General features: G+C 67.7%; 21 protein-coding genes and 3 tRNA genes. 18 read left to right on the forward strand and 6 right to left on the reverse strand.

The features are described from left to right. Positions 1–208: 208 nt before the first annotated feature. Positions 209–1,189 carry a phosphate/phosphite/phosphonate ABC transporter substrate-binding protein gene (gene phnD / locus BLW05_RS26675; RefSeq protein WP_093166621.1) on the forward strand — a complete coding sequence of 327 codons (981 nt, stop codon included), beginning with the start codon at positions 209–211 and terminating at the stop codon, positions 1,187–1,189. A gap of 43 nt (positions 1,190–1,232) precedes the next feature. Beyond that, a complete protein-coding gene (locus BLW05_RS26680; protein ID WP_256330508.1) occupies positions 1,233–2,207 on the forward strand; it encodes a phosphate/phosphite/phosphonate ABC transporter substrate-binding protein in 975 nt (324 codons plus the stop codon). 14 nt (positions 2,208–2,221) lie between these two features. Here the strand turns inward: BLW05_RS26680 and BLW05_RS26685 are convergent, their stop codons facing one another. Next, the gene (locus tag BLW05_RS26685; RefSeq protein WP_177142825.1) at positions 2,222–3,091 is read right to left on the reverse strand and encodes a beta-1,6-N-acetylglucosaminyltransferase; all 870 of its coding nucleotides are present in this window, start codon (positions 3,089–3,091) and stop codon (positions 2,222–2,224) included. 216 nt (positions 3,092–3,307) lie between these two features. Between BLW05_RS26685 and tagF the strand changes: the two genes are divergently transcribed. Continuing rightward, complete coding sequence (tagF, locus tag BLW05_RS26690; protein ID WP_256330504.1) at positions 3,308–3,958, forward strand: type VI secretion system-associated protein TagF; 651 nt, start codon at positions 3,308–3,310, stop codon at positions 3,956–3,958. A gap of 19 nt (positions 3,959–3,977) precedes the next feature. Here tagF and BLW05_RS26695 read toward each other — a convergent pair whose 3' ends face one another. Further along, the gene (locus BLW05_RS26695; protein WP_093166598.1) at positions 3,978–4,769 is read right to left on the reverse strand and encodes a crotonase/enoyl-CoA hydratase family protein; all 792 of its coding nucleotides are present in this window, start codon (positions 4,767–4,769) and stop codon (positions 3,978–3,980) included. A gap of 225 nt (positions 4,770–4,994) precedes the next feature. On the opposite strand from BLW05_RS26695, the gene BLW05_RS26700 reads away from it, so the two are divergent. Beyond that, complete coding sequence (locus BLW05_RS26700; protein ID WP_256330505.1) at positions 4,995–6,089, forward strand: serine/threonine-protein kinase; 1,095 nt, start codon at positions 4,995–4,997, stop codon at positions 6,087–6,089. Positions 6,090–6,108: 19 nt separating this feature from the next. Further along, a complete protein-coding gene (locus tag BLW05_RS26705; protein ID WP_093166599.1) occupies positions 6,109–6,882 on the forward strand; it encodes a PP2C family protein-serine/threonine phosphatase in 774 nt (257 codons plus the stop codon). A 19-nt stretch (positions 6,883–6,901) separates the two neighbouring features. On the opposite strand, the gene BLW05_RS26710 is transcribed toward BLW05_RS26705, so the two are convergent. After that, positions 6,902–7,309, reverse strand: a complete 408-nt coding sequence (locus BLW05_RS26710) for a hypothetical protein (protein WP_143044931.1) — start codon at positions 7,307–7,309, stop codon at positions 6,902–6,904. Positions 7,310–7,412: 103 nt separating this feature from the next. Here BLW05_RS26710 and fusA point away from each other — a divergent pair, with 103 nt between their 5' ends. Then, positions 7,413–9,473, forward strand: coding sequence for an elongation factor G (gene fusA / locus BLW05_RS26715; protein WP_093166601.1), 2,061 nt, complete (start codon positions 7,413–7,415; stop codon positions 9,471–9,473). Positions 9,474–9,489: 16 nt separating this feature from the next. On the opposite strand, the gene BLW05_RS26720 is transcribed toward fusA, so the two are convergent. Then, positions 9,490–10,632 carry a type VI secretion system protein gene (locus tag BLW05_RS26720; RefSeq protein ID WP_093166623.1) on the reverse strand — a complete coding sequence of 381 codons (1,143 nt, stop codon included), beginning with the start codon at positions 10,630–10,632 and terminating at the stop codon, positions 9,490–9,492. Between the two features lie 10 nt (positions 10,633–10,642). Further along, complete coding sequence (locus BLW05_RS26725; RefSeq protein ID WP_093166602.1) at positions 10,643–11,968, reverse strand: DotU family type IV/VI secretion system protein; 1,326 nt, start codon at positions 11,966–11,968, stop codon at positions 10,643–10,645. Between the two features lie 237 nt (positions 11,969–12,205). Here BLW05_RS26725 and BLW05_RS26730 point away from each other — a divergent pair, with 237 nt between their 5' ends. After that, on the forward strand, positions 12,206–12,880 hold the full coding sequence (locus tag BLW05_RS26730; protein WP_093166624.1) for a LuxR C-terminal-related transcriptional regulator: 675 nt from the start codon (positions 12,206–12,208) through the stop codon (positions 12,878–12,880). Positions 12,881–12,987: 107 nt separating this feature from the next. Then, positions 12,988–13,665: a phosphoglycolate phosphatase gene (locus BLW05_RS26735; protein ID WP_093166603.1), complete on the forward strand. Its 678-nt coding sequence runs from the start codon at positions 12,988–12,990 to the stop codon at positions 13,663–13,665. A 7-nt stretch (positions 13,666–13,672) separates the two neighbouring features. On the opposite strand, the gene BLW05_RS26740 is transcribed toward BLW05_RS26735, so the two are convergent. Next, positions 13,673–14,263 (reverse strand): chalcone isomerase family protein, encoded by a 591-nt coding sequence (locus tag BLW05_RS26740; protein ID WP_093166604.1) that lies wholly within the window; start codon positions 14,261–14,263, stop codon positions 13,673–13,675. Positions 14,264–14,544: 281 nt separating this feature from the next. Here BLW05_RS26740 and trpE point away from each other — a divergent pair, with 281 nt between their 5' ends. The 10 genes from trpE to BLW05_RS26790 all read left to right on the forward strand — a co-directional run. After that, positions 14,545–16,047, forward strand: coding sequence for an anthranilate synthase component I (trpE, locus tag BLW05_RS26745; RefSeq protein ID WP_093166605.1), 1,503 nt, complete (start codon positions 14,545–14,547; stop codon positions 16,045–16,047). 26 nt (positions 16,048–16,073) lie between these two features. Continuing rightward, positions 16,074–16,658, forward strand: coding sequence for an aminodeoxychorismate/anthranilate synthase component II (locus BLW05_RS26750; RefSeq protein WP_093166606.1), 585 nt, complete (start codon positions 16,074–16,076; stop codon positions 16,656–16,658). 8 nt (positions 16,659–16,666) lie between these two features. Next, complete coding sequence (ltaE, locus tag BLW05_RS26755; protein ID WP_093166607.1) at positions 16,667–17,722, forward strand: low-specificity L-threonine aldolase; 1,056 nt, start codon at positions 16,667–16,669, stop codon at positions 17,720–17,722. 52 nt (positions 17,723–17,774) lie between these two features. Next, entirely contained in the window at positions 17,775–18,803 is a 1,029-nt protein-coding gene (gene trpD, locus BLW05_RS26760; RefSeq protein WP_093166608.1) for an anthranilate phosphoribosyltransferase, read from the forward strand. A gap of 14 nt (positions 18,804–18,817) precedes the next feature. Further along, entirely contained in the window at positions 18,818–19,618 is an 801-nt protein-coding gene (gene trpC, locus BLW05_RS26765) for an indole-3-glycerol phosphate synthase TrpC (protein WP_093166609.1), read from the forward strand. Further along, positions 19,615–20,313, forward strand: a complete 699-nt coding sequence (locus tag BLW05_RS26770) for a uracil-DNA glycosylase (RefSeq protein WP_093166610.1) — start codon at positions 19,615–19,617, stop codon at positions 20,311–20,313. Before trpC ends, BLW05_RS26770 begins: the two co-directional genes overlap by 4 nt. A gap of 144 nt (positions 20,314–20,457) precedes the next feature. Then, positions 20,458–20,543 (forward strand) — tRNA-Tyr (locus tag BLW05_RS26775). A 110-nt stretch (positions 20,544–20,653) separates the two neighbouring features. Then, a tRNA-Gly gene (locus BLW05_RS26780) sits at positions 20,654–20,727 on the forward strand. Positions 20,728–20,765: 38 nt separating this feature from the next. Next, positions 20,766–20,840 (forward strand) — tRNA-Thr (locus tag BLW05_RS26785). Positions 20,841–20,914: 74 nt separating this feature from the next. Further along, positions 20,915–21,006 (forward strand): GTP-binding protein (locus BLW05_RS26790; protein ID WP_082519739.1); only part of this gene is annotated, 92 nt, incomplete at its 3' end.

A 21,006-nucleotide genomic window follows, 5' to 3' on the forward strand; every position in this document is an offset into this window, starting at 1 on the left:
ATACGTTACCGATCGAAGAACATGGATGGAGAAAAACGACACGGGATTTGTTCAAGTTAGTTTCTAATTGTGAATTCAACCGTCCGCGTTCTTTTCCAGCCCGATGCAGGCCCCGGTTCACAGCACTTACAGCGCATCGCATGCCCTGCCGGATCGGTTCCGGGTCGCGGTGCGTCGCGCGTGCGGGTGGCTGCTGCGTTGTGCGGCGATGCTGATGCTGGGGGCGATGGGTCTTCAGGCGGCTTCGGCGCAAACCCCATCGAACGCGCCGGTGCGCTTCGGCATCCTGCCTCTGGGCGGCGCCTTCGAGTCGCGCAACGACTGGGAGCCGCTGCTCGCGGACCTGAGCCGCGCCATCGGCCGCCCGGTGAGCATGCTGTCGGTGACTTCGTACGAGGCGCTCGAACAGGCGATCCAGCGCGACCAGGTCGACATGGCTTTCCTGTCCGGCAAGATGGCGCTCGACGCCGTGACCCTGCGCCGCATGAACGTGGTCGCGCAGGTCACGCGGCACGACGGGCTGCCCGGCTACCGCGCGCTGCTGCTCACCCGCAAGAGCGGCGACTACACCAGTCTCAAGAGCCTCCTGGCGGAGCCTCAGAAGTGGCGCATCGCGCGCGGCGAGAGCCGCTCGGTGTCCGGTTTCATCGTCCCGCAGCTGCAGCTCTTCCTGCCCAATCACATTGCGATGGAGACGCGCTTTCGCAGCGAAGTCGTGGGCACCCACCAGGTGACCGCGCTCGCGGTGGCCAACGGCGAGGCCGACGTGGCGACGAACAACACCGCGGACTTCGAGCGCTTCAAGCTCCAGTTTCCTGCCGAGGCCGACCGGCTGCAGGTGATCTGGGAGTCCGAGCTGATCCCGCACGCGCAGATCGTCATGCGGCGCGAGTACGACGACGCGTTCCGCCGGAAGGTACAGGGCTTCCTCGTCGACTACGCGAGGGGCAAGGGTCCGCGCGGCGATGCGGAGCGCGCCGTGCTGAAGTCGCTGCACGACCTCGCGGGCTTCGTCGCGGCGGACAACACCTCGCTGATGCCCGCCGCCAAGCTGGCCTACCAGCTCGCGCGGCAGAGTGCGATGAACTCGCAGTGGGTCAACGAGGCCGCGCGGCAGGCGCGGCTGCAGCGCATCGAGTTCACCTATGCCGAGCAGATGGCCGCACTTGGTGGGGACGCGCCGCGTTGATCGCATCGTGAGACCCGCCTGGTTCGTGTTCGTGGGCCGCTGGGTGCTGCTGGCGGCGCTGGGCTGGCATGTCCTTGCCGGGGCGCGCGAGCCGGCCGACGCGCTGCGCTTCGGCGTGCTGCCCATCGGCGGCGCTGTCGAGTCGAAGGACGGCTGGGCGCCGCTCTTGGCCGATCTGGCGCGCGTCATCGGCAGGCCGGTGACCGTGCTGTCGGTGACGAGCTACGAATCGCTCGACCAGGCGATCGATCGCGACGAGGTCGACCTTGCGTTGCTGTCCTCGAAATTGGCGCTCGATGCGGTGACGCAGCGGCGCATGAACGTGCTGGCGCTGGTCAAGCGGCATCCCGGCGATGCCGACCATCGCGCGATCCTGCTGGCGCGCAAGGACGGACCGCGCAACAGCCTCGACGACCTGCTGGCACATCCTGACCGGTGGCGCCTCGCGCGCGGCGACAGTCGCTCGGTGTCCGGCTTCATCCTGCCGCAGGTGCAGCTCTTTCTGCCGCACCGCATCGAGATGGAGACGCGCTTCAAGAGCGAAGTGGTCGGCACGCACCAGGCCACGGCGCTCGCGGTGGCGAACGGCGATGCCGACGTCGCGACCAACAACACCACCGACTTCGACCGGTTCCGGCGGCAGTTCCCGGTGGAGGCCGGGCGGCTGCAGATCATCTGGCGCTCGGACCCGACGCCACAGGCGCCGATCGTGGTGCGGCGCGACCTGCCGCCGGAACTCCAGAAGAGGCTGCGCGCCTTCTTCGTCGGCTACGGGCGCGAGCCGGGGGTGCGCGGCAGCGCGCAGCGCGAGACATTGAAAGACCTGCATGCGAGCCTCGGCTACATCGCCGCCGACAACAAGGCGCTGCTGCCGGCCGCACGGCTCGAATACCAGCTCGCGCGGCAGAGCGCCCTCAACGCCCGCTGGGTCAGCGAGGAGGCGCGGCAGGCGAAGCTCGATCGCATCGAGCAGGCCTATGTTCAGCAGCAGTCGGTGCTGCGCGCGGACAGCCGCTGAGCGGCGGCGGCGCTTCAGCCCAGACCCGCGTAGAGCGCATCGATCACCGCCGGATCGACGTTGAGGTCGAACTTGCGTGCGAAGAGCGCGGGCGATTGCCGCATCTTGTCGAGGTCGGATCCGCGCATCACCCGGGGGATTTCCGGGCCCGAGTGCCAGTCGATGTATCTCAGGTGGTCGTTGCGGACTTCCACGTCCTGCACGAAGTTGAAGATCAGGGTGTGGAAGAAGATCTCGTCCGAGCAGCGGGTCCACCGGAACTTGCGCTCGTACCAGGGATTGGCGTCGAGCCAGGCGAGCATCTGTTCCACGCAGTGGCCCGAGAGGTTCAGCCACTGGCCGCCGCCCCAGTATTCGACCGGCAGCCGCGGCCGTCGCCCGACCTTGCGCATCGCCGGAATCAGTAGCCGCCGGTTGAGCCGCTCCAGCAGGATGTTGAGCTTGTTGGCGAGCGGATGGGCGGGCCCCCGTGACAGCACCTTGGGATAGAAGAAATCGAGTCGGTCGAAGCCGCCGTTGTCGGACCACTGTGCACGCGGCATCGCATGGTGCTCGAAGAACTCCTGGTCGTTGGCCGCGAAGAAGCGGGTGATCTCATGCAGCGGCTTGAGCGGCACGTCCTCGCCGGAAATCAGCAGGTACCGGTCGAAGCCGATCCGCGCGGCCTGCCGGAACAGAAACAGCGTGGCCTCGTTCAGGCTGTGGTGCCCCCAGTAGGCCTTGTACTCGCTGTAGAAGTGGACCCGAGGCGAATCGGGCTGGATCGCGAGCTTCGACCGTTTGTCGGCGTGGATGAACACCTCGTACTCGCGGGAAAGGAACTCGACGAGGCGCTTCTGCTGGTCCGTCCACTTGTGCAAAAGGATGAGCACGGCGATTCGCATGCGGTCGATTCTTTCCTCGCCGGGACTTGCCGGCAGATGGTTTCGTTGCATAACAGACGGAAATTGACCCTTCCATTTGTAATCGAGAAATCGATCGGCGGGCGCTTTCTAGGCCCTTTGCATTACCCTGAGCGTCTTCGGCGCCTTACGCCATCGGCCAGATGTGTTTCTGCGCGCCGTCGCCGGAAACTGCATGTTTCCAATGTCGGAGTGGTTGTGCACGAGCAGACGAGTTCCCTCTTTTCAGGCGCGGCGCCGGGCTGGCTCGGCAGGCTGCCGGGCATGGGCGACTTCTCGCACCGCCGCTTGCCGCAGAGTTTTCGCGAGGCTTGGGGCCGCTGGCTGCGCGCCGGGATGGCGCGGATGCAGCAGAGCCACCCGCACTGGCCCGACCACTACCTGGAGGCGCCGCGGTGGTGCTTCGTGCTCGGCAACGACGTGGTCGATGCGCAAGGCTGGGTCGGCGTGATCGTTCCCTCGGTCGACGAGATGGGGCGCCATTTCCCCTTCACGCTTGCGACCGAGCTGGGGTCGGCCGAGAGCGAACTTCGCGGCGATGCCCTGGCACGCCTGCGCCACTGGTGGGTGCTGGCGAGCCGCGCCGCGCGCGAGGGCACGCGGGAGCACCTCGACGCGGTGCGTTTCGAGGTGTTGCTGCATCAGCTGTTCGCGGCCGGCGGAACCGAGGCCGACGACTCCGGCGCGACGCTGGCGCTGCCGGTGGTCGGCCAGTCGCTCTGGCTGACCGATCCGACCGCCGAGCACGGGCTCGGAATGGCCGGCCAGGAACTGCCGCAGGACGATCAGTTCGACGCACTCTTCGGCTGCGCGGCCGGGGCGGAAGCGCCCGGGCCGAAAGAGCGGTGAGGCCGAAGGTCGGCCGAGATCACCCTGCGCCGAACTGCCCGTGCCGCCCGGCGCCGCGCACGAAGCGCTCGGCGCCGGCTTTGCCCTCGGCAAACACCGCCGGTACGCCGTTCGCGCCTTCCTGCCGCAGTGCGTCGGCAAGCGGCAGGTTCCACTGCGCGTAGGCGGAGCGCCGGTCGGTGAGCATGCACTGCTGCGGAAACGCGGCGATCTCGCGCGCGAGTTCCCGGGCCGCCGCCAATGCGCCACCGGGCGGGGTCACGCGATTGACCAGACCCATGGCGAGCGCCTCGGAGGCGGGCACCGCACGGCCCGTGAGGATCAGGTCGAGCGCGCGTCCCATCCCGACGAGACGCGGCAGGCGCACCGTTCCGCCGTCGATCAGCGGCACGCCCCAGCGCCGGCAGAAGACGCCGAACACCGCGTCCTCGTCGGCGACGCGCAGGTCGGCCAGCAGCGCGAGTTCGAGGCCTCCCGCCACGGCGTAGCCGTTGACCGCAGCGATCAGCGGCTTGGAAAGCGCCATCCGCGTCGGCCCCATCGGTCCGTTGCCGCTGCCGTCCGGCGTCAGTTCGTTGCGCAGCGCCGGATCGGCCACCGCGGCGAGGTCTGCGCCCCCGCAGAAGTGGCCGCCGGCGCCGGTCAGGATCGCGACGCGCAGGGTCTCGTCGGCCTCGAAGCGCCCGAAGGCGGCGCGCAACGCGGCAGCCGTGGGGCCGTCCACCGCATTGCGCTTCGCAGGGCGGGAGAGTGTGATCGTGCAGATCGCTTCGTCCGCGTCGAAAAGAACGGTTGGGGAGGCGGTGTTCATGGCGCTCATCCTAGGCAACATTCGGCGCCGGCGTCGAGCGGAAGCTGCAAGCGGATGCGTCCTCCGCTGTAGATCTTTAGCGTTATTTCCCGCGCGGCGCCAGCGCCGGACACTGGCGCTCCCTGAGTCATCTCCGGAGGCTGCGTGAATCCCCGTGCGTCGGCTCCGGCTCCTCCGGCGGGGAAGGAGGAGCCGGGTGAATCTCCGCGTTCGCTCGCGCCCACCGTGGCACCCGCCGTGCGATCGGCGCCGCGCCGCACCGGCGCGGGCCTTCTTGCGGTCGGCGCGCGGCTGGCCGAGTTCGAGATCACGCGCATCGTCGGGCAAGGTGGCTTCGGCGTGGTCTACGAGGCGTGGGATCCGGTGCTCGAGCGCGTGGTCGCGATCAAGGAATACCTGCCTTCGTCGCTGTCGGCGCGGCGGCCGGACGGCGCGGTGATGCCGCTGTCCGAGCGGCACCGGGAGACCTTCGAGCTGGGGATGCGCGGCTTCATCAACGAGGCGCGGCTGCTGGCGCAGTTCGGCCATCCGTCGCTGCTCAAGGTCTACCGGTTCTGGCAGGAGCGCGGCACGGCGTACATGGTCATGCCCTTCTATCGCGGCGACACGCTGAAGCAGGCGCTGGCGGCCTCGCCGGGTATCGCGCAGGAAGGATGGTTGCTGAAGGTGATGGACGGCGTCACGCAGGCGCTGATGGTCATGCACGCGGCGCACTGCTATCACCGGGACATCGCGCCCGACAACATCCTCCTTCTCGAAGGCTCCGGGCGACCGGTGGTGCTGGACTTCGGCGCGGCGCGGCGCGTGATCAGCGACAAGACGCAGACCATCACCGTGATCCTCAAGCCCGGCTACGCGCCGATCGAGCAGTACGCCGGAATGCCCGACATGGCGCAGGGCGCGTGGACCGATGTGTACGCGCTCGCCGCCGTGCTGCACGTCGCGGTGTGCGGCAGGCCGCCGCCGCCGTCGGTCGCGCGGGTCCTGTCCGACAGCTACATGCCGCTGGCGCGGAACGAGGCGCTGCGGCAGCGCTACAGCGAGCGCCTGCTGAGCGCGATCGATGCGGGGCTCGGCGTGCGGCCCGATTCGCGGCCGCAGTCGATGGCGGCATTCCGCGAGGCTTTGGGGCTCGAACCGGCGCCCGCGCCGATGCGTCTGGCTCCAGGCCGGCGCGCGACCGGTCCTGCGCAGCCGCAGCCAGCGCGCGCGCTGGCGACGAAACGCCAGCGCAAGCTGCTCGCGGTGGCCGCTTCCGTCGCGGCGGGCCTGCCGCTCGCCATCGCCCTCATGGTGTGGTGGGCGTTCGGCGTCCACTGAACCCGAGCGAGGCCAGCCGGTGGACATCGAAATCGTCTCCGTCTCGAAGCAGGGCGGCCGTTCCTACAACGAGGACGTGTTCGGCCAGTGGAGCGACGATCGCTTCGCCGCCTGCATCGTGGCGGACGGGGCGGGCGGACACGGTGGCGGGGATGTCGCGGCCGACGTCACGCGATCGAGCGTGCTCGGTGCCGTCGCCGCATCGCCCGGGCTCGACCGCGGCCGGCTGCGGCGCCTGCTCCAGCAGGCCAACCGCGACGTGGTCGCGCGGCAGGCCGAGGGCGGCAGGCTGGCGGACATGCGTTCGACCGTGGTCCTCGCGATCGTGGACCTTGAAGCCTGCGCGCTTGCCTGGGCGCACGCCGGCGACAGTCGTGCCTACCTGTTCCGCGATGGCGAGCAGGTGGCGCGCACGATCGACCACAGCCTCGTCCAGCAACTGGTCAATGGCGGCATGATCGACGAGGAGCGCGCGCGGCTGCATCCGCAGCGCAACCTGTTGCTGTCGGCGCTCGGCGCGCCCGACGGCGACGTCGAGATCGATGTGTCCGATCCCCTGCCGGTGCGCGTCGGCGACGTGGTGCTGCTGTGCAGCGACGGCGTCTGGGAGGTGCTGGGCGACCAGCGTCTGGGCGAGATCGTGCGGGCGTCGCTCGATCCGCATCAATTGATCGACCGGATCGACGCCGAGATCCGGCTGAGCGCCCCGCCCGGCCACGACAACTACACCGCCGTCGCGATGTGGCTGCACTCGGACGAGGAAACGACGCAGCCGCTGCCGCTCGGTCCCTGACCGGAGGGAGCGCCGGCCTCTATCCCTGCCGGATGCCGTACACGACGGGCTGCGCGAGTCGCCATTCCGGCGGGGCGTAGATGTCCGCCACGCTCGCGCCGTCGCGGCTGTAGTGGATCTCCGTCCCGGCGGGCGCGCCGATGGCCGAGAGGATGACCTGCAGTTCGGCCCGGGCGGCTTCGATCTCCAGCACGTCGAGATCGACGCGCGTGTAGGCGACGCGCCTCGATCCCCCGGCCCGCGCCTCGCCGAGCGAGTCGCCCCAGCCGATCACCGTGCCGAGGCCCTTGGCCTTGAGCGCCTGGTCGATGCGGTCCTCGCGCTGGTGATACAGGTCGTCCGCATCGGGGACGACCGGGATCTTGACGATCATGAATTGCGTGCGGGCGTAGCCCGTCGCGCGGGGTGGGGTGGGGGGCTGTGCCATGCGTTCTGCCGTGAGTGCCGCCATTGTCCGGCAGGCGGGGCCGGCTTGCGTCCGGCCGGTCAATCCCGTACGCTGGGTCGCCCGGGTGTTGAGGAGACCACGCATGCCAAGCCGATCGAACGGCCTCGCGGCCGAAATGGAAGCGGTGCGGACGCTGGCCCTTGTCGGAGCGTCCGCTTCCGGCAAGACCACGCTCGCCGAGGCCCTGTTGCAGCGCACCGGCGCCATCGGCGCGGCGGGCAGCGTCGAACGCGGGAGCACCGTGAGCGACCACGACCCGCTCGAGCGACGAATGCAGCACTCGCTCAACGCGTCGATCATGCACATGACGCATGGCGATACGCGGATCCACTTCATCGACACGCCCGGCGGCGCCGATTTCCTCGGCCAGAGCCTGCCCGCGCTCGAGGCGGTCGAGACCGCAGCGGTCGTCATCAATGCATCGACCGGCATCGAGCAGATGGCGCTGCGGATGATGGAGTACGCCGCCTCGCGCCATCTCACGCGCATGATCATCGTGAACAAGATCGACGCCCAGGGCGCGGACCTGACGGGGCTGCTGGAGCAGATCCAGGCCACCTTCGGGCGCGAATGCCTGCCGCTCAACCTGCCCGGGGACGGCGGCGCACGGGTGGTCGACTGCTTCTTCAATCGCGAGGGTTCGTGCGATGTCGGCTCGGTCGATGCGGCGCACCGCGCGCTCGTGGAGCAGGTGGTCGAGGTCGACGCCGCCTTCGTGGACCGCTATCTCAACGATGGCGACGTGGACCCCGCCGAACTGCATGCGCCGCTGGAACAGGCGCTGCGCGAAGGGCATCTGATCCCGGTGTGCTTCGTCTCCGCGCGCACCGGCGCAGGCATCGCCGAGCTGCTCGACGTGATCGCCCGGCTGCTGCCGGACCCGACCGAAGCCAATCCGCCGGACTTCCTGTTGGGCGAAGGCGCCGCTGCCGAGCCGATGGAAGCGAAGCCGGATCCTTCGCTGCATGTGCTCGCGCACGTGTTCAAGGTCACGGTGGACCCGTACGTCGGCAAGATGGGCATCTTCCGGGTGCACCAGGGCACGGTGACGCGCGACAGCCAGCTCTACGTGGGCGACGGCCGCAAGCCCTTCAAGGTGGGGCATCTCTTCATGCTGCAGGGCAAGGACCACGTCGAGGTCGCGCGCGCGCTGCCCGGCGACATCGTGGCGGTGGCGAAGGTGGACGAGATCAAGTTCGACTCGGTGCTGCACGATGCGGCAGAGGACGACCATGTGCACCTCGCGCCACTCGACTTTCCGGTGCCCGTGCATGGCTTGGCGATCGAGCCCAAGCGACATGGCGACGAGCAGCGCATGTGGGAGATCCTCGGCAAGCTGGTCGGCGAGGACCCCTGCCTGCGCGTCGAGCACGTGGCCGCCACCAACGAGTCGGTGGTGTACGGGCTCGGCGACCTGCATCTGCGCGTGCTGCTCGACCGGCTGCGCGAGGTCTACAAGTTCGAGGTCAACACGCGGCCGCCGCGCATCGCCTACCGCGAGACCGTGACCTCGCCGGCCGAGGGGCACCATCGCCACAAGAAGCAGACCGGCGGTGCCGGCCAATTCGGCGAGGTGTTCCTGCGCATCGAGCCGATGGGCCGTGGAGAAGGCTTCGAGTTCGTCGACCAGGTCAAGGGCGGCACGATTCCGGGTCAGTTCATTCCCGCAGTCGAGAAGGGCGTGCGCGAAGTGCTGCAGACCGGTGCGATCGCCGGCTACCCGGTGGTCGATGTGCGCGTGGTGGTCTACGACGGCAAGCACCACAGCGTGGACAGCAAGGACATTGCCTTCGCCACGGCGGGCCGCAAGGCCTTCATGGCGGCCATCCGCGACGCGCGGCCGATCGTGCTCGAGCCGATCGTGCAGATCGAGATCGCCGCGCCCGACGGGGCCATGGGCGACGTGACAGGCGATCTGTCGTCGAGGCGCGGGCTGGTCACCGGCACTTCGAACCTCGCGGTCGGTACCGTTGTCATCAAGGGGCAGGTGCCGATGTCGGAACTCGCCAGCTACCAATCGCGACTCAACGCGATGACCAGCGGGCAGGGGCGCTACACGATCGTGTTGTCGCACTACGAGGCGGTGCCGCCCGCGATCCAGCAGACCCTCACCAGCCAGCATCGCGTGCGGGACGACGAGTGAGCGCCTCGGGCGCGGCTTACATCCGCGTCGAGGCGAAGTCGCTGTCGTTGGCCGCACCGGGCCGCCGCGAATGCGCCAGCGGCTGGTCGGACGGGAGAAAGCGCGTGAACAGATCCTGCGCGAAGGCGCCCGCCGTGCCGTTGGACGGCGTGGAAGTGAAGTAGAGCCCGCGCCAGCGCGGCGACCTCGGCCCGGCGCCGTAGCCGAAGAGCACATCGGCCGTCGAGCGCAGTCCCGGTTGCAGCGACCGCAAGTGTTCGACGAAGGCATGGATCGCATGCCGTTGGGCGGGACTGCGCTCGGCCCGGAACAGCGCCATTCGAAGCGCGTGCATGCGCTGCATGATCTCGTCGTAGAGCCCGTCCAGCTGCGTGTCGGCAGGTACGCGTGGCGCAGTGCCGTTGTGCAGCCGGTGCCCGAGTGCCTGTTCGAGCACCCCGGCCGGCAGCGCTGCGCGCAGGGCATCGAAGCCGTCGATGCGCTCCAGGCCGGTCACGACGAGGTAGACCGGCAGCTGGATCCGCAGATGTTCCGCCGCTTCGTGGACCAGGGCGCGCAGGCGACGGGCAAGCTCGTCCCTCACGCGGGCGGGTTGGAGCAGCGACGACGCGCTCACGCACACCACGATGCCGTTGAGCGGCAGGCGCTTGCGGCGCTCGGCCAGATCCAGCAGCGCGCGATACCAGAGACTGCGCTCGCGCGCGTCCGGCGGGTCGCCCAGCACGGCCGGGTGCACCTCGATCGCGACCATCGAAGCCAGTCGATGCCAGCACCAGAACGGGCGACCGGCGGCGGGTGCGGCGTCCTGCGTCGATCGACTGCCGGCCGCGAGCGCGAGGAGTTCTGCCACGTTCGCCGATGCGTCGCCGACGAAGAGGAACCACGGCGTCGTGTAGAGCGTGCCGCGCCGGGGTGCTCCTGCCGAAGCCGCCTGCAGCGGCGGGACCTGTTGCGCGATCGATTGCTGGATCGCGGCGTCCTGCGCAGGCGCGAGGGCTGCCGCGCCGCCCGGCGTGACCGCGACGATCCGTGCGCGCAGCGAGCGGCGGCGCGCCGCCCGGCCCGAGCCGAGGAGCACCCACCAGAGGCTCAGGAGCGCGAGCAGGCAAAGCGCCAGCAGAGACCAGAACTGCATGGGGATCGGCGGCAACTGGGGCATCGGCACCACCTCAGCGGGGAACGGTTTCGAGGAAGAGCGTGTCTGCGATCACCCGCACGCCGAGCTCGCCGGCCGCCAGCGATTCGCGCAGCCGTTGCAGGTAGGCGGACGCCAGCTCGAAGGGCGGCCGCTCCGTGGCTTCGCTGAACGGCACCGGCGAGGACAACGCGGCCAGCAGCACCGTGCCGAAGGGCGGCGCAACCAGCCAGCTGGATGGGATGTCGCGGCCGAGTTCGATGATTTCTCCCGCGCGCACGCGGGCCTGGCCGCGGCCGGCCTTGAGGTGCATCACCGCGCCGTCGGCGGTGTAGTAGTCGACCCAGAGGTAGCCGTCGTAGTTGGGACCGGTGACGCGGAACAGCACCGGATCGCCTTCGCGGAGCTGGCCCTTGTGCGCGCTCGCCGCCTCGACCTTCAGGCCGTGGCCCAGCTCGCGATTGCGTGCCTGGTAGGGCTTGAGGATCTCGACCACTTCGCAATGCGGCCAGATGCGCAGATTCAGGTCGAAGCTGGCCTCGGTCACGCCGGGCAACCCTCGCACCTCGCGCTGGACGCGGATCACATCCTCGGCGGTCGGCACATAGCCGGCGACGCGTATACCCCCTTCCTGCGTCTGCGTCGCGGAAAGATCGGCGCAGGCGTAGGTCTGAACCTGCTGCTCCACGCGTTGGACCAGCGTGAGCGGCGTTTCCCGCGTGTGGGTCAGCAGATGGGTGGCGAGGTAGGCCAGGGGTACCACCGCCGCCAGCGCCGCGACGGTGCGCAGCAGGGCGCGCTTGCCGCCCTGCGGGTCCCGCGGGCCGGGCGGGTCGGGCACGCCGTAGGGCTGCGGCGTGATGCGGTCGTCGACGAGCGTGTCGAGCGACGCGGGGCGGATGGCGAGCTGCTGCGCGTGCAGGTCCTTGAGCTTTCCGAGCTCGCCGTCATCGCTGCTCTCGAAGTAGTACTGCCCCTTGAAGCCCAGCGCCAGCGCATGCCAGTAGACCTCCCGGACCTCCTGCTCGTCGGCCGGCAGCGCCGAGAGGTGATGGAAGAACTCGGTCTGTGCGTTGCTCGAATTGAAGAGCTGCATCTGCAGCGGCGCGACCGCGGCCTCGCAGCCGGGATGGCGGGACAGCACTTCGTCGATCCACGCGACCATCGCGAAGAGGGCCGACTCGATCTGCTCGGTGGGCTTGCCAAGGCGCTGTGCGGCTGCCCGGGCTTCGTCGAGCAACGCCAGGGCCCGGCGCTGCGCATCCTCGCAGGACCCGCCCACCCGGCCGCCCGCGATCGAGGCGTCCAGGGCCAGCCCGAAGGAAAGCAGGGCCGAAAAGCAGTCGAGCAGGCGCGCCATGGCGGCTCGCGGCTAGATGTCGCCGGCGACGGGGAAAGCGCTGCGACCGCGCTTGCATCGATGGCACATGCCCGTGTCCCCTGTCGTTTCTGGATGCGAATCGATTCTTCCACTCGGGCCTGCCCGCGCCATACCGCTTGGGTGCTATGTCGTTCGGAAAGCGATTCCGCCTTGCTGCGCGCGGGTTTCGCCGGTATCTTCAGCGTGCTGAGTTCATCACTGACGCTGGGGTACGCCATGAAAATCCTGATCGCCGACGACCACCGGCTCGTCATCGAAGCGGTCAAGGCCAAACTGTCGGAAATCGAAGCCGACATCGAATTCGTCCTGGCAATGAGCGTCGACGAATTGCTCGCCGGTGCATCCGACGACATCGACCTGGCCATGATCGACCTGAACATGCCGGGCGCCGAGGGACAGGCCCATATCGACGAGATTCGCCGCCGGTATCCGGCGGTGCCGGTCATCGTGCTGTCGGGCTATGAAGACCCGGCTGTCATGCGCAGCGCGCTGGAGCGCGGGGTGCTCGGCTTCATTCCGAAGGCCTATTCGCCCGAAGTCATGCTGTCCGCCGTGCGGCTGGTGCTGGCGGGCGGTGTCTACGTGCCGCCGATGATGCTGTCGTCGGTGCCCCCTGGCGTCATTGCCGGCATACCCGGCTCGGATGCGACGCACCGCGCCGGCGCGGCGGGCGGAGCCCAGACCCTCGAACACCTGCGCAACGTGCTGACGGAGCGACAGGTCGAGGTGCTGCAACTGCTCTCGCAGGGCAAGCCGAACAAGCTGATCGGGCGCGCGCTCGGCATCAGCGAAGGCACGGTCAAGATCCACCTCGCGGCGATCTTCCGCGCGCTCAATGTGCGCAACCGGACCGAGGCGGTGGTGGCTGCGCAGTCATTGACCGAAGCTTGACCCCCAGCCTCGCCCACTGCGTGTGGCTCTGACACCCCCTTACAGGGGGCAATCCCGGCGGCCCGGCGGAGCCGGTTCCGCGGGATTCCTGGGCTTATCCTCTTGGGATGTCTTTGGAACTCTCGAACTTCGACGCGGCGATCGTCGATCTCGACGGCACGCTGGTCGACACGATCGGCGACTTCGTCGTCTCGCTCAACCGCATGCTCGACGAGCTCGCGCTGCCGCACATCGACGGGCCGACGGTCGAGCGGATGGTCGGCAAGGGCTCGGAGCACCTGATCCATTCCGTGCTGCGGCATGTGCGCGGCACCTCGGACGACGGCGACGCATGGTTCGAGCGGGCCTGGCCGCGCTACCAGCACCACTACCTGGCCATCAACGGGCAGCACGCGGACGTCTACGCCGGCGTGGTCGAAGGCCTGACGGCCTTGCGGGCCCGGGGATTGCGCCTCGCGTGCCTGACCAACAAGCCGACCGCCTTCGCGCGGCCGCTGCTGGCGACCAAGGGGCTCGACGGATTCTTCGAGGTGATGTTCGGCGGCGACGCCTTCGAGCGGAAGAAGCCTGATCCGCTCCCGCTGCTCAAGGCCTGCGAAGCGCTGGCAACGCTGCCGGCGCGCACGCTGATGGTTGGCGACTCCAGCAACGACGCGAAGGCCGCGCGCGCAGCAGGCTGTCCTGTCGTGCTCGTGAGCTATGGCTACAACCACGGCGAGCCCGTCCGGGATGTGGACGCGGATGCCTTTGTCGACTCCCTGGCCGAACTGGCGCAACTGCGCTGAAGGAAGATCAGCCCTTTCCGAGCAGGGCGTCCTTGAGCTTCCAGTCCGCGGGACTCGGACCGAGCCAGATTCGCACGAGCGCGTTGAAGAAGGCCTGCTCCTTGATCGGCTCGCCTTGCGGCACGCCCTTCACCGAAATGACGGTCCCACTGCCGGGCACCCAGTCGATGGTGAAGTTCTCGCCGGTCTTGAGCTGCTTCTGCTCGGAAAAAATGCCGCTCATGCGGAGCAACCCGGGGATCAGCTGCGACATCTCGTTCTTGGGTGAGTTGTCCTCCACGCCGCGCGTGAAGAGCTTGCCAAGCTCGTTCGCATCGATGTCGCGCAACATGGTGATGGTCACGCGCTTGGCGCCCGGCGCCGCCAGCACCTCTTCAGGGGTGCCCGCCTTCTTGCCCAGGTAGAGCCCGGCGGTGTAGACCTTGAACACGGCCTTGTACCGGACCCCCGCGCCGTTGAGCTGCAGCTTGCTGCCATGGACGTCGATGGCATCGTCGAGCTTCACGCCAGCCACGTCGACCTGCGCAGCGAGGGCAGCGAAAGTTGCGAAGGTGAAGGCGGTCAGCGCGACCGCGCGGCGGAGGGTGGACTTGCGCATTGAAGAAGCTCCCGTGGATGACGACATGCAAATTAATAAACTCAATGTATCTTTTTGTATACCCGTTGTCCCTCGGCTAAACTCCCGATTCCATGTTCATTCATCACGTCATCCAGACAGGTCAAGGCAGCCGGGGAGCCTGGCCTTGGCGTTGGCCATCGACGTTGCTTGCTTGATAGCACGGCGCACGCCGTGCGCCCGCGGCCCTCGTTCCTGAGCGGCCAACCTGGATGAACCGCCAGCGACCGAGGAGCGTCCGCTGGCAGACGGAGACCCCACCCGTGATCACCGAACTCGAATTCAAGAGCCTCAGCGCGCAGGGCTACAACCGCATTCCGCTGATGGTCGAGGCCTTTGCCGACCTCGAGACACCTCTCTCCCTTTATCTCAAGCTCGCCTACACCAAGGACAGCGGCCGCAACAGCTTCCTGCTCGAGTCGGTCGTGGGCGGCGAACGCTTCGGCCGCTACAGCTTCATCGGGCTGCCGGCGCGCACCTTCCTCCGGGCCTCCGGCTTCGGCGCGGAGGCCGTGACCGAGGTCGTGACGGACGGCAAAGTCGTGGAAAAAGTCTCAGGCAATCCGCTCGACTTCGTTGCGGCTTACCAACAGCGCTTCAAGGTCGCCCTGAGGCCGGGGCTGCCGCGGTTCTGTGGCGGACTGGCCGGCTACTTCGGCTACGACGCGGTCCGGCACATCGAGAAGAAGCTCGAGAAAACGTGCCCGCCGGATGCCCTGGGCTGCCCCGACATCCTGCTCCTGCAGTGCGAGGAGCTGGCGGTCATCGACAACCTGTCGGGCAAGCTCTATCTGATCGTCTACGCGGATCCGGCCCAGCCCGAGGCTTACGCCAACGCCAAGCGGCGGTTGCGTGAGCTGCGCGAGCAGCTCAAGTACTCGGTGAGCGCGCCGCAGGTGCGGCCGAGCCAGGCGCATCCGCCGCAGCGCAGCTTCGCCAAGGCCGACTACCTGGCCGCCGTCAAGCGCGCCAAGGAGCTGATCGCCGCGGGCGACTTCATGCAGGTGCAGGTCGGCCAGCGGATCAGCAAGCGCTACACCGAGTCGCCGCTGTCGCTGTATCGCGCGCTGCGGTCGCTGAACCCGTCGCCCTACATGTACTACTACGACCTGGGCGATTTTCAGGTGGTCGGCGCCTCGCCCGAGATCCTCGTGCGGCAGGAGCACACCGGCGAGGGCGAACAGAAGATCACCATCCGGCCGCTCGCGGGCACCCGTCCGCGAGGTGCATCGCCCGAACTCGACAAGGCAGCCGAGACCGAACTCCTCAACGACCCGAAGGAGCGCGCCGAGCACGTGATGCTGATCGACCTCGCGCGCAACGACATCGGCCGCATCGCGAAGATCGGCACCGTGAAGGTGACCGAAGCCTTCGCGATCGAGCGCTACAGCCACGTGATGCACATCGTGAGCAACGTCGAAGGCACGTTGAAGGACGGCATGACCGCCATCGACGTGCTCAAGGCCACCTTCCCGGCCGGCACCCTGACCGGCGCGCCCAAGGTGCACGCGATGGAGCTCATCGACCAGCTCGAGCCGACCAAGCGCGGGATCTACGGCGGCGCCTGCGGCTACATCAGCTATGCCGGCGACATGGACGTGGCGATCGCGATCCGCACCGGCATCGTCAAGGACCAGATGCTGCACGTGCAGGCGGCGGCCGGCGTGGTCGCCGATTCGGTTCCCGAGCTCGAGTGGAAAGAAACCGAGGCCAAGGCGCGCGCACTGCTGCGGGCGGCGGAACTCGTCGAGGAGGGTCTGGAATGACGGGCGTATCGAATCGGAGTCAGGCCATGAAGCTCTTGATGATCGACAACTACGACAGCTTCACCTACAACCTGGTGCAGTACTTCGGCGAACTCGGGGCCGATGTCGAGGTGTTTCGCAACGACGAGATCACGCTGGACGAACTGCGCGAGCGCATTGCCGGCGGTGTCGGACGGCTGGTGATTTCGCCGGGGCCGTGTTCGCCTGCGGAAGCGGGCGTGTCCGTCGCTGCCATCCGTGAGTTCGCCGGGCGCCTGCCGATCCTCGGCGTGTGCCTCGGTCATCAGTCGATCGGCGCCGCCTTCGGCGGCAAGGTCATCCGTGCGCAGGAGCTGATGCATGGCAAGACCAGCCAGATCACGACCACCCGCGAAGGCGTGTTCGCCGGGTTGCCCGAAAAATTCAGCGTGAACCGCTACCACTCGCTGGCCATCGAGCGCGCCAGCTGCCCGACCGAACTGGCGATCACCGCATGGACGGACGACGGCGAGATCATGGGCGTGCGGCACACCGGCTTCGCGCATGACGTTCGCATCGAGGGCGTGCAGTTCCATCCGGAATCCATCCTGACCGAGCATGGCCACGCCATGCTGAAGAACTTCCTGGAGTGAGGCACGACATGGACGCTTCATCGAACGTGATCGACCTGCGCAGCGACACCGTCACCCGGCCGACCGCCGCCATGCGCGACGCGATGATGGCCGCACCGGTCGGCGACGACGTGTTCGGCGACGACCCCAGTGTGAATGCGCTGCAGGCGCAGATTGCCGGCATGCTGGGCTTCGAGGCGGCGCTGTTCGTGCCCACTGGCACGCAGAGCAATCTCTGCGCGATCCTCGCGCATTGCCAGCGCGGCGATGAATACATCGTCGGCCAGCAGGCGCATTGCTATCGCTGGGAAGGCGGCGGCGCGGCGGTGTTCGGCAGCGTGCAGCCTCAGCCGCTGAACCACCAGCCGGACGGCACCCTCGCGCTGGAGGACATCGAGGCGGCGATCAAGCCGGACGACGCGCACTTCGCGCGGACCCGCCTGCTCGCGCTCGAAAATACCCTTGGCGGCAAGCTGCTGCCGTTCGCCTATGTGCAGCAGGCGACCGAGCTTGCGCGGCGAAAGGGGCTTGCCCGCCATCTCGACGGGGCTCGGCTTTTCAACGCCGCCACGGCGCAGGCCGCCGAGACCGGCTCCGACGTGCGTTCGGAGGCGCGCCGCATCGCGGGCTGCTTCGACAGCGTGTCGGTCTGTTTCAGCAAGGGCCTCGGCGCACCTGTGGGGTCGGCTTTGTGCGGTTCGCGCGAGCTCATCTCCCGCGCGCATCGCATCCGCAAGATGGCCGGCGGCGGCATGCGGCAGGCCGGTGTGCTGGCTGCGGCGGCGTCGCATGCACTCACCCACCACATCGACCGGCTTGCGCAGGACCACGAACTCGCGCGCCGGCTGGCCGACGGCCTTGCCGGCATTCCCGAGCTGCGTGTCGAGGCGCCTCAGACGAACCTGCTGTTCGTCGATCTGGAGGGCGAAGCGCGCCACCGCTCGCCCGAACTGCTGGCGCATCTGAAGCAGAACGGCGTGCTGGCCACCGGGCTCTACCGGCTGCGCTTCGCGACGCATCTTGACGTCGATGCGAGCGGCATCGACCGCGCCATCGGCGCCATCCGGAGTTTCTTCCGTGCCTGAGCGGACTTCCTCCCGCAACGACCCGATCCACCGAACCGAGCGAGACATCCCCATGCCCATCACCCCCCAGGAAGCGCTGCAACGCACCATCGAACACCGCGAGGTCTTCCACGACGAGATGCTTCACATCGTGCGGCTCATCATGAGCGGCGAATGCTCGCCGGTGATGATGGCCGCGCTGATCACCGGGCTGCGCGTGAAGAAGGAAACCATCGGCGAGATCACCGCGGCCGCGCAGGTGATGCGCGAGGTCTCGACCAAGGTCCCGGTGGCCGACACCACGCGCCTCGTCGACATCGTCGGCACCGGCGGCGACGGCTCGCACACCTTCAACATCTCGACCTGCTCGATGTTCGTCGCCGCGGCGGCAGGCGCCAAGGTGAGCAAGCACGGCGGCCGCAGCGTGAGCAGCAAGTCGGGCAGCGCGGACGTGCTCGAGTCGCTGGGCGTGAACATCAACCTGAAACCCGAGCAGATCGCCAGGTGCATCGCCGACGTGGGCATCGGCTTCATGTTCGCGCCGAACCATCATCCGGCAATGAAGAACGTCGCGCCGGTGCGCAAGGAACTCGGCATCAAGACCATCTTCAACATCCTGGGGCCGCTCACCAACCCGGCGGGGGCGCCCAACATCCTGATGGGCGTGTTCCATCCGGACCTCGTGGGCATCCAGGTGCGTGCGCTGCAACGGCTGGGCGCCGAGCACGCGCTCGTCGTCTACGGCCGCGACGGCATGGACGAAATCTCGCTCGGCGCGGCCACGATGGTGGGCGAGCTCAAGGGCGGCGAAGTGCGCGAATACGAGCTTCATCCGGAAGACTTCGGCTTCTCGATGTCGAGCAACCGCACGCTGCGCGTCGAGACGCCCGATCAGTCGCGCGAGATGCTGCTCGGCGTGCTCGACAACAAGCCCGGTCCTGCGCGCGACATCGTCCTGCTGAACGCGGGCGCCGCGTTGTATGCGGCCGGCGTGTCGGAGTCGATCGCGACAGGCATCGAGAAATCGCGCGCCGCGCTCGAATCGGGAGCGGCGAAGGCCAAGCTCGCAGAACTCGTCGCGGCCACGGCCGCCGCAGCTTGAGGGAGGCGGGCGACATGTCGGACATCCTCGAGAAGATCGTTGCGGTCAAGCGCGAAGAGGTTGCGGCGGCCAGGAAACGGACGTCGCTCGAAGCCATCCGCTTCGACGCGGAAAGCCGCGTGCTCACACGGGATTTCGTCGGCGCATTGCGTTCGAAAATTGCCGCCGGCGCAGCCGCTGTCATCGCCGAGGTCAAGAAGGCAAGCCCCAGCAAGGGCGTGCTTCGCGCGGACTTCGTTCCTGCAGACATTGCGCAAAGCTACGCGGCGGGCGATGGCAAGGTCAGCGCGGCCTGTCTGTCGGTGCTGACCGATCGCCAGTTCTTCCAGGGCGGCATCGACTACCTGAAGCAGGCCCGCGCGTCGTGCGATCTGCCGGTGCTGCGCAAGGACTTCATCATCGATGCCTACCAGGTCTACGAGGCCCGGTCGATCGGCGCCGATGCGATCCTGCTCATCGCCGCGTGCCTCGACGACGGGCAGATGCGCGATTACGAGGCGATCGCGGCCGGGCTGGGCATGGCGGTGCTGGTCGAAGTGCACGACGGCGCTGAACTCGAGAGGGCATTGAAGCTCCGGACGCCGCTGATCGGCGTCAACAACCGCAATCTGCGCACCTTCGAAGTCTCGATCGAGACGACGATCGATCTGCTTGCACAGGTGCCGGAAGGGCGGTTGCTCGTGACCGAGTCGGGTATTTCGTCACGAGCCGATGTCGCGAAGCTGCGGGCGGCGGGGGTCCATTCGTTCCTGGTCGGCGAGGCCTTCATGCGCGCCGACGAGCCGGGCGAAGCGCTCGCGGAGATGTTCCGTTGAGAGCGGATCAGTTGGTCAGCAGCAATCCTGCCGATTGGCCCGTGGCGCCCGGCTGGCAGCCGCTGGTCGACGACTTCTTTGCCGGCGCGGTGGGGCAGAGGCTGTTGGGTTTCCTTCAGGAACGGCTCGATGCCGGCGCCGTGATCTTCCCGCCGCGCCCGCTGCGGGCGCTGGAGCTGACGCCTCCCGAAGAGGTTCGCGTCGTGATCCTTGGGCAGGATCCCTATCACGGACGGGGTCAGGCGGAAGGCCTGGCCTTCTCGGTGGCGCCCGGCGTCGCGTTGCCGCCGTCGCTGCGCAACATCTTCAAGGAACTCGAGCGCGACCTGGGCGCCCGCCCGCCGAAGTTTCCGGATCCCGGCGGCAGCCTCGTCAAGTGGGCGATGAGCGGCGTACTGCTGCTCAACACCTGTTTGACGGTCGAGGAGGGGCGTCCGGCCAGCCATTCCGGCCGGGGCTGGGAGGTGCTGACCGATGCCGTCATCCGCCACGTTGCGAACGAGGGGCGGCCAAGCGTCTTCATGCTCTGGGGATCGCATGCCCAGAGCAAGCGATCGTTGATCGACACAAGTCGTCACAAGGTGCTGATGGCCAACCATCCGTCGCCGTTGTCGGCGATGCGGCCGCCGGTGCCCTTCATCGGGTGCGGTCACTTCGGCGAGGCGCGGGCGTGGCGCGACGCCCAGTGTGCATGAGCCTGTAAGTGTTTGATTTCATGCGAGAATCCAAGGCTCGACGCGAAACGCCGGGGCATTGATGTGCCGGTGCGACGCGGTGGTGCGAATCACCAAACTGTCATCGACGCAGGTTGGTATTCGTGCTATATTTCGAGGTTCGCCGGAGAGGTGGCCGAGTGGTTAATGGCAGCAGACTGTAAATCTGCCCTCTTACGAGTACGCTGGTTCGAATCCAGCCCTCTCCACCAGCGAAAATGGATTTTGCAGAGCGCTTGAATGTGATGTGCGGAGCTGAAGCGAAGGTGAAGGCTCTGACCGCGAAGTGGTGTGATCTGGTCTAGAGAGATTGCGTCGCAATGCGGGAGTAGTTCAATGGTAGAACCCTAGCCTTCCAAGCTAATGACGCGGGTTCGATTCCCGTCTCCCGCTCCAAAGGGTCCGTTCGCGCTGTGCAGTTTGTTTTGAATATCGCCCATTTGGCTCAGTGGTAGAGCACTCCCTTGGTAAGGGAGAGGTCGCGGGTCCGATTCCCGCAATGGGCACCAGTTTTGGGGTTGCAGTCCGGTGGCTGCAACCCCATGTCAGTGTGTTGATCTAGTTATTTTTCGGAGTCGAGAAAATGGCAAAAGGAAAATTCACCCGCACGAAGCCGCACGTGAACGTGGGCACGATTGGTCACGTTGACCACGGCAAGACGACTCTGACGGCGGC

The organism is Variovorax sp. YR216, from assembly GCF_900107745.1.
Classification (GTDB): Bacteria; Pseudomonadota; Gammaproteobacteria; order Burkholderiales; family Burkholderiaceae_C; genus Variovorax.

Coding starts and splice junctions, on each gene's coding strand:
- BLW05_RS26685 (WP_177142825.1), bottom strand. CDS start 3,091: ATGCGAATCGCCGTGCTCATCCTTTTGCACAAGTGGACGGACCAGCAG.
- trpC (WP_093166609.1), top strand. CDS start 18,818: ATGTCGGACATCCTCGAGAAGATCGTTGCGGTCAAGCGCGAAGAGGTT.
- BLW05_RS26725 (WP_093166602.1), bottom strand. CDS start 11,968: ATGGCGCGCCTGCTCGACTGCTTTTCGGCCCTGCTTTCCTTCGGGCTG.
- fusA (WP_093166601.1), top strand. CDS start 7,413: ATGCCAAGCCGATCGAACGGCCTCGCGGCCGAAATGGAAGCGGTGCGG.
- trpD (WP_093166608.1), top strand. CDS start 17,775: ATGCCCATCACCCCCCAGGAAGCGCTGCAACGCACCATCGAACACCGC.
- BLW05_RS26730 (WP_093166624.1), top strand. CDS start 12,206: ATGAAAATCCTGATCGCCGACGACCACCGGCTCGTCATCGAAGCGGTC.
- BLW05_RS26695 (WP_093166598.1), bottom strand. CDS start 4,769: ATGAACACCGCCTCCCCAACCGTTCTTTTCGACGCGGACGAAGCGATC.
- BLW05_RS26735 (WP_093166603.1), top strand. CDS start 12,988: ATGTCTTTGGAACTCTCGAACTTCGACGCGGCGATCGTCGATCTCGAC.
- BLW05_RS26750 (WP_093166606.1), top strand. CDS start 16,074: ATGAAGCTCTTGATGATCGACAACTACGACAGCTTCACCTACAACCTG.
- BLW05_RS26710 (WP_143044931.1), bottom strand. CDS start 7,309: ATGGCACAGCCCCCCACCCCACCCCGCGCGACGGGCTACGCCCGCACG.
- ltaE (WP_093166607.1), top strand. CDS start 16,667: ATGGACGCTTCATCGAACGTGATCGACCTGCGCAGCGACACCGTCACC.
- BLW05_RS26720 (WP_093166623.1), bottom strand. CDS start 10,632: ATGCCCCAGTTGCCGCCGATCCCCATGCAGTTCTGGTCTCTGCTGGCG.
- phnD (WP_093166621.1), top strand. CDS start 209: ATGCTGATGCTGGGGGCGATGGGTCTTCAGGCGGCTTCGGCGCAAACC.
- BLW05_RS26740 (WP_093166604.1), bottom strand. CDS start 14,263: ATGCGCAAGTCCACCCTCCGCCGCGCGGTCGCGCTGACCGCCTTCACC.